The sequence below is a fragment of the uncultured Endozoicomonas sp. genome (assembly GCF_947495845.1).
Classification (GTDB): Bacteria; Pseudomonadota; Gammaproteobacteria; order Pseudomonadales; family Endozoicomonadaceae; genus Endozoicomonas.
Window position 1 is genome coordinate 1 of the sequence record NZ_CANMAO010000054.1, and the last position, 7,849, is coordinate 7,849.

The 7,849-nt window shown below is 47.6% G+C and carries 5 protein-coding genes and 1 CRISPR repeat array; all 5 genes read right to left on the minus strand.

Annotated elements, in window-relative coordinates:
• Window positions 1-49: 49 nt before the first annotated feature.
• Window positions 50-617: direct repeats of the CRISPR family, unit length 28 nt; unit sequence TTTCTAAGCTGCCTGTGCGGCAGTGAAC.
• A 131-nt stretch (window positions 618-748) separates the two neighbouring features.
• Complete coding sequence (gene cas6f, locus Q1B11_RS19680) at window positions 749-1,336, minus strand: type I-F CRISPR-associated endoribonuclease Cas6/Csy4 (protein WP_299735620.1); 588 nt, start codon at window positions 1,334-1,336, stop codon at window positions 749-751.
• A gap of 8 nt (window positions 1,337-1,344) precedes the next feature.
• Entirely contained in the window at window positions 1,345-2,376 is a 1,032-nt protein-coding gene (gene csy3, locus Q1B11_RS19685; protein WP_299735623.1) for a type I-F CRISPR-associated protein Csy3, read from the minus strand.
• An 18-nt stretch (window positions 2,377-2,394) separates the two neighbouring features.
• Window positions 2,395-3,372: a type I-F CRISPR-associated protein Csy2 gene (csy2, locus tag Q1B11_RS19690; protein WP_299735625.1), complete on the minus strand. Its 978-nt coding sequence runs from the start codon at window positions 3,370-3,372 to the stop codon at window positions 2,395-2,397.
• A complete protein-coding gene (gene csy1 / locus Q1B11_RS19695; protein WP_299735627.1) occupies window positions 3,369-4,625 on the minus strand; it encodes a type I-F CRISPR-associated protein Csy1 in 1,257 nt (418 codons plus the stop codon). The genes csy2 and csy1 overlap by 4 nt, the downstream gene beginning before the upstream one ends.
• A 238-nt stretch (window positions 4,626-4,863) precedes the next feature.
• A complete protein-coding gene (gene cas3f / locus Q1B11_RS19700) occupies window positions 4,864-7,773 on the minus strand; it encodes a type I-F CRISPR-associated helicase Cas3f (protein WP_366139495.1) in 2,910 nt (969 codons plus the stop codon).
• Between the last annotated feature and the right edge of the window lie 76 nt (window positions 7,774-7,849).

Genomic DNA, 7,849 nt, shown 5'->3' on the forward strand with positions numbered 1-7,849 from the left:
CCTGTGCGGCAGTGAACTGATTGCCCGGTTCCGATCCAGTTCGCCCAGTTTTCTAAGCTGCCTGTGCGGCAGTGAACCCATAAAAATTGAACATTTTGACTGCGTGTATTTTCTAAGCTGCCTGTGCGGCAGTGAACAAGCTGCCCAAACATTCCGCCACATTGGTAATTTTCTAAGCTGCCTGTGCGGCAGTGAACGTATTGCTACATCAATGGCCGTGGCGTTGAGTTTTCTAAGCTGCCTGTGCGGCAGTGAACATATAGTATGGCGAAAGTTGAGTGATATTTCTTTTCTAAGCTGCCTGTGCGGCAGTGAACTGGAACAGATGACTCTTGGTGCTTCTCGATACTTTCTAAGCTGCCTGTGCGGCAGTGAACTCGTAACAAAGTACCGCTACGGAGTGCTAGAATTTCTAAGCTGCCTGTGCGGCAGTGAACACCGTACAGAAGCCTTCTTCAGTGCGTGGCGATTTCTAAGCTGCCTGTGCGGCAGTGAACTCATGGGAAAGGTTTTACCATTACAGAGAAAATTTCTAAGCTGCCTGTGCGGCAGTGAACTCATGGGAAAGGTTTGACCATTACAGAAAAAATTTCTAAGCTGCCTGTGCGGCAGTGAACAGGAATTCTACACGTAAAAAATCAGCTACGGCAATGACTTAGGGTTGAAATAGGCTTTTTACCCTTTCTTTTTTAGTCACACCGTAACCGATTGTTTTTCATCGCATTTTTAAAGAACCATTTTTAAAGGGTCAAAAATGGGGTATAGCGCCATCAGCGCCTTTTTTTGCCAGCCCGTAGTGAGTAAAAGTCGATAGCTCTGCTTTCTTCACACTCTCTCTGGTGACAAACAACCGAAACCGCTCCTCATTACTCAGACTTCTGACCCAGATATAAGGGGCTTTGGTGAGCTGTGACTTTGCATTCGCTCTTTGTTTCAGCGCATCCTCCAGTGAAATATTCTGGCGTTTGCTGGCACGGCGTGCCAAACGTTCAGGGTTGGATTTGGTTTGTAGCCGCTGAAAACGGACATACTCTTCTATTTTTTCCGGAACCGGACGAATGGAAGTGATGTGCACATAATCCGATAGCCGTTCCAGCCATCGTGGCATAGCCAGGGTTTCCATAGTTGACTGACTCGGAGCAAAAACTCTCAGCTTACGACCTAGCCGATGTTTTTCGCCATGGTACTCCGGGAAGCCGATCCCAAAAGGAGAGTTCCCTTCAGCATCTTTGTTGTCAACCAGCGCAATATGCACCTGCCTGAACAGTTTCTCCCAGAGAAAGTGGTGGCCAATGTCATCGTCAGGCAGCAGGGTGATGTCAATATATACCTGCATTTTCACCTCTATTTATCGCTTTGGCCAAATACACCACCACGGACAAGTACTGCCATGACATAGTGCTCATCTTCGATACGTGGCAATGTTTCACCTCGCGCCCAGTTATCAAAGAACGTATAAAAATCCTGTTTGTCCTTCGGGGTGCGATAGGCTTTACCAAGATTGGTGACAGCACCATACGGTTCAACCGCTATTGGGCCGGCACTTTCTTCGATGTTATCGTAGTCCGGATACCAGGTGTCGATGGTACGCAGAGCATTACCAAGCTTCTGAGAATGCATGGCCGCTTTTCGGTCTTCGTCGTAGCTGTAGAGAATTTTGCTTTTTTCGCCTTTCCCTTTATCCAGAACCAGCTCCTCACTGGGATAAACTTCCTGGGCACGGCCAACCTTGGCATGGCAGACGATATCCAGAATCAGAAAATCGTCATCACTGGCCAGTACATTGGCAATACGGGCAGCGAGACTGTTGATCTGAGTGTCGTCTACGTCAAAATGACGGGTGCTGTACTGCGTGCCATCAAACGTCCATTGTTGTTCAGAACCTTTGTTCAGTACGTTGACGACAACTTCAACAGCTTCGGCGCCTACCCGGTTACGCCACAGGAACCGGCCATTGGCAATATTCAAGGCATAACGACGAGCCAACTCTGTGAAGCCCTGGCTTTCAACATAGGTTTTCGCTGCTTTTCCATAACTCTGTTTGAAGGCCGCGTTATTACACGCTGATGGTTGGTGAATACCGCCCAGCACCTTCAGGGTAAAATGCAGTGTCAGGGTGTCCTGATCCGGCCCTAAAGAGCAGGTGTCTACGGTTTGCAGATTGGCTTTTTCAACTTCTGCATTCAGTTTGGCCGGATCCCCTTTAATCGCTGCTTTCAGGCGATTGGAAATCGTTCCACGTACCGATTTTTCCTGCAAACAGAGCGGACTGGCTTCGTTGCGATTGTCCCAGCTGGTTCCGTACATATAACCGTCTGACGGAACCAGTTTTTTCTCGAATGCCAGTACTGAGGCAATGTTATCTTGTTTGGCCATGTTAATATCCTTTCCCGATTAGTAGTAATCAATGTTGCTGACACTGCCAGTGTCGTTAGTTATTTGCTGACACAGGTAAAGGCTAGACGCCTCATTAAAGTGGTATCGCCAGAGCATTTCATCCACGCTCTTTACACGATAAGGCATTTTAAATTCTCCCAATGTCACCACACTTTCAGCAAAGCAATGGGGTGTTTCTGGGTCACGCTGATTTTTGGCTTCACCGATTGGCGTAATACCATGAAAACCCGTAGCTATAGGAACAATCCAACCGGCTGGCTTTGCCGGCTCATCGTTTTTTTGGGGCTGCTTTTTGCGATGGCTGGACCAAACAACTTCCTCTTGGTCATTCCGCTCGCAGTGGTGGTGAATAGCCAGATAATCGAGTATGGCCTCCAGGGCATCCTGACCTTCTTCCATGGACTGCGCCATCAACTCTCGCCGTTCGATTAACACGTAACCCGGCATTAACCGACGATTAAGTTGCGCCATGTCTTTGTCGTTGCCGTCTTCGATCTTGCGTATGAAGGGGGCAGCGAACTGGTTAATATCACCACCGGCGATTTTCATGGTGTGCAGGGACTGGCTGACCCGTTTACACAGTAGATCGTGATCGTCTATATCCAGCCCTGACACCTCAATAATCAGCGAAACATCAAGGTGACAGCGGGCCTCTTCTATAAACGACGATCTTACTGCATTGCCCGGATTGTTCTTTTCGCTTTTGGGTTCCAGCGGGTTGCCTGTACCAATTATGGAGGAAACGAAATCGTTCGGGCCTTTGTAGATTTGCAGGCTGATTGAGTGGCACACGACGCCTGTCGCTACAAATTCCACGGTAGACAAGTATGACTGTATCTTGCGTTGCATGGCATGAACTGCGCCCAGCCATGCTGTCATCGCAGGAAAGCCAATGGTGTAGGGACTGGACAGCGCATTGGCGTTATGGATACGAATATGGGGTAATAACAGCAGTGTACGAATGGCACCACTCATCGCAGAACCTCCCGGTGTTGTACAATCAATTGAGCAATATGCCCTTGTTCTGTATCACTGAATTTTATGGCTTTTTTACCCAGCATTTTTTCATAACCGTGGAAAATGAACTGAGTAATTGAGCCGGTAATATCGTCCAGCCAGTCATCAGAGTCTTCCCGTGCTTGTGCATGCTCTTCCAGCAGCCAGATACGTTGAGCTTTCGATAACTGGTGATAATCCGGGTTGTATTGCTCACCGGCGACAGCACGCAGTTGCCACATGCGGGTGACGATGTAATCCATAATGGAGAGATAGAATTCATCTCGCGCAGCGCGCACGAGCCTATTATTGTGATCTTTGCTGTACAGGTTATGCAGACTTTGAAATGTTTCTACGCAATGCTGATACCGTACCGACTGGGTAAAAAAGTCCTGTTTAGGGAAGTGTTCGTTACGTTTTTTTAGCTCGGGTGGCAGGCTGGGCAGCAAGTGCGCTTTACCACCGTTTTGATTATTCAATACACTAATATTTTGCGGTTTAGTTCCTCCCCAGCCTATTGTCGTTAAACCATAAATCTCCCGATAGTCTCTCTCCTGATAGGTGTTATTGCGCCTATTCTCACGAGCCTGCTTTATCTCATCACCAAACCGCATAACATCCAGACGCTTACGCAAGTCGAACACGATACCGGACGGTGTTAGTAACGATAACAGGTGGTAGTCGTTTCCTACTGGGAAATACACTTGTTTGATTTTGGAGCTGGTGATACTTTCTGAGCCGCTTTGCATCATCTCCATAAAGCCCTGTTTCAGGACTTCATAGCTGGTTTTTTGGGTAGAGAGCAACGCTCTTGCCAGATCGGAATCGGCTTCCAAATGTGTCAGTAACGTTTTGCCATCTTCAGTAATCAGCGACAAAAACTTGTAAACATCCAGTGCAGCCGCATTACCCAGAGCATCACTCTGAACCTCAACATTTCCACTTCGCAGAAATCCATCTGAACAGCTCTGGCTCTGAGCAATCACTGATGTGGTGTAACCGTTCTTGCTTTTCCGGGAACTGGGATGGCTGAACGTGCAGGGGTGACTGGATATAGAAATCTGACCGGCTCTCTTAGCGGCATTAGGCAACCACTCTTCCAGAGAAAACAGTTGTTCACACTCCGCTTTCTTGATGAGAACTTCGTTCTCATCCATAGCCGGCTTGATCGTTTTTTTCAACCAAGCTTCTTTTCTTTCCCTGAAAAAGCCGATGACGGCAGCATCATTCATTATTCAGAACCGCTTTGTTGATTATGACGATAGTCAAAATAGGCCAACCCATCCGACAAATCAACACCTAAAGATATTAAATCATATAAGACTAATAAAAATAGTTAAATCTTATACCAGCACCGTATATAATTTGTTATCTGCCGTGGAGGCAGCTTAGAAATAAAGCTACTAAATCATTCGTCCACTGCCGTACAGGCAGCTGTTAGCCAGTGGCTACCGCCCTGGCTAGATTTCTCTACTGATTCACAGCTTTTACCAGACCTAACTGGTCGTTGTAGGCATAGTGACTGGTTTCGCGATATAAAAAACTCAGCTCCCCAAACATCATTGATGCTTTACGAAGAGAGATTCCCTTTTCTTCCGCCAGCTCCGCTAATGCCTGATCATAATCTCGCACCAACCACAGCCGTGAATGAAGCTCAGGGCTGAGAATATGCCGTTGAATATTCAATATCCCCTCTCTGTCTATCATCCAGCCCTCGTTATCCCTCTCATGAAATCGGCAGCTTTGTGTTTGAGGGTCGTATACCAGATAGATATTCAGACTGGGAAGGCTGGCACGAAAGGGAGTAAGAGCCTGTGACAAAGCCGTCAGAAACCAGGCTTCAAACAAATATCCATTCAAACTATTCGGCCCGTAGCTCTGTGAATGCTCAAGGGTCAGAAGACACTTAGTCACAGCGTGTTCAAGATGCGCCAACTTACCGGTGTGATCAAATTCTTCCCGAGGAGGTTTCTGTATACGCGGAACAGCATCCAGACGCTGACCAATACTTTGTTCGTCAATCAAATCTGTCAAGCTGTGACTTTTCAAAGTGAAGATCTCTTCAAAGCCAGGTCGATTAAACACCTTCTCATCGAGATTGTCAGCGTGCTTTATACCTTTCCAGTTGTATTGCATAAGACTGATGTTTGGCTCGCTAATGGCCTGTTCGCGATGCCGCATTACGCGACCAGCCAGCTGAATAATCGAACGATAAGAGGACGGCTCTACTACAGCCCAATCAAAATCGTGGTCCCGACCCACTTCCTCAACAGGCGTTGCCACCAGGATAAAAACCAAGTGTCGTGTGTTTTCAGATACGCCATCAATGTGTTGACGAATGACCATATTTGAAAACGCCTGAGGTTGCTCTTCGGGATTTTCCTTACGCTTGAGTACTTGATCAAGATGCTGCTCCTGTAGGTGACGCATCAACAGCACCTGCTGACTGTGGTAAGCCATTACACGTACCTCGGTATCCGCAGGCCAGTCATACTCCAGAAGATACCGGGTGAGTGCCACGCATGGGGAGATATTGGCCATGCGCACGACACCAAACGACACATCAATGCCGCTTTTCCTTTCACGGGTGTGATGATGCCGGTGCTTGTTTAAAACCGCCTGAGCCATCAACCTGAAATATTCTTGTTGCTTGTCTGTTGGCTCTGCCAGCGCAGTTTTGCAGCTGACAATATCAGCCCGGCGTTTGACCGGCGCCTGATTCAGTTTATCCACCCTTTTACTGACAAAAGCTGCATGGTGTTTGCGGTACGCACCAATAGCCTCAGGCACCTCTTGCTCACTGCCTGTGGTGACCTGTGTTCCAAACTCATCTATCCAGCCACAACCGATAGAGCTGCTGGCATTGCGGGTTTTGCAGAATAACTGCCAACCATCCCGATAAGCTTTGTAATAGCCTTCTGCCAGATCGGGAGGAATAGTGGCGGAGGAGATCATCACCTTGCGACCAAGCATCCCAGCTAAATGAATCAGCCGTCCGATGGCAATCAGGTCGTGGCCGGTAAAATCATCGACCTCATCAATGACCAGATCCGATGACAATAATCGCAGGGATGGAAGTATATAACGCCCGCCTCGTTTGGTTTCTGTGGCGGCCATAAGGTGATCAATAGTGCAGGCAAGAACAGGTGCATAGAGAAATTTACGATCCCGATCCTGTTTCAGTATTGTTGATAACCCTTCTTCCGGCAGAGCATGGTCGAAGTCTATGTCTTCATCCATCAAGGCTTCTGCTGATTCAGAGCCGTTTTCTTCTGGCTTATTTCTTTGCTCACTCAAGCGGTCCTGCTGGTGCAAATCCATCACGGCGCGGGAACCAATTAACACCGCCAGTTCAGTATTATCGAGACCAATTCTGTCCCGGTATTCATCACCAGTTTGCAGTGTCAACGTCCGTAAACCCAAAGCCAGAATATATCGAAGACTGTTGCCATCTTCGGACAACGCACGCATGATTTTGGCATTGGCAAACGTTTTGCCCTTGCCGGTACTGGCCATATTGACGGCAAAGAAACCAGTACGTTTATCAGGCTGGCCGTCCCTCCACTGTTTGATTTTTACAACGGCCTTGTCCTGCCAGGAAAAAGCTTTGGGGCTTTTTTTCTTCAGGCTGGCAATGTCTCGCGCTACAGGCATTGTGGATTCAACTTCAAAGGCAGGCAGCAACCATACGTTGCGCACACCCTGTTGCGCTACACCAACAAGATGCTCGTCCAGTTTTTGCTTGAGTTTACCGGTATCAGAATCAGTATTAGCAAACAGCCCCGTTGTGTCTGGCCAGCCTTTGGCGGCTTCCTGCGATGAGTAATTATGATCTCCCAGCATTAAACACAAACGAGCATGGTGCAGGACAGCCCGGTAACTGCCGTCTGAGAGAACCTTCTCAACCTGTGGCTGGCAGATTTGTAACCTTCCCGCCCATTTTATCAGCGCACTTTTCCAGCGTTTTGACTGCAAGATAAATCCTTTGGGAAAACGGAAACAGGCTTGCAAGCGAGCTTTGTAATCGACCTCATCGTAGCGATTCTCATAACCCCAGAGATGGCTGATGCGCTTAAGTAAATCATCCAGTGTTTCCGCTTTGACACCCCGCATATCATCATGCGTAAATGGCAACCGGTGATGAGACACAATCAACCAGGCAACAAGTTTGGCTGCAGGCGGCAAATTATCTAATGGTCGATGTTTGGCATCAATCAAATGAGCAGACAATGACGTTAATGACTCTTCATCTAAATCGCCCTGTACCAGAGCAGTAAGCCAGCCATCATCAGATTTATCGACTGTCGTGTGTTTTTTTACCAATGCTTGAAGTAGCAAACAGGATATCCACTCATGGCGAATGGGGTCACCTTTAAAAATGGCTCTTCAGGGATATCTGTGGGTAAAAAATGAACTGATTTAATGAAAAAAAGCACCAGCGATCAATTTCTGATAG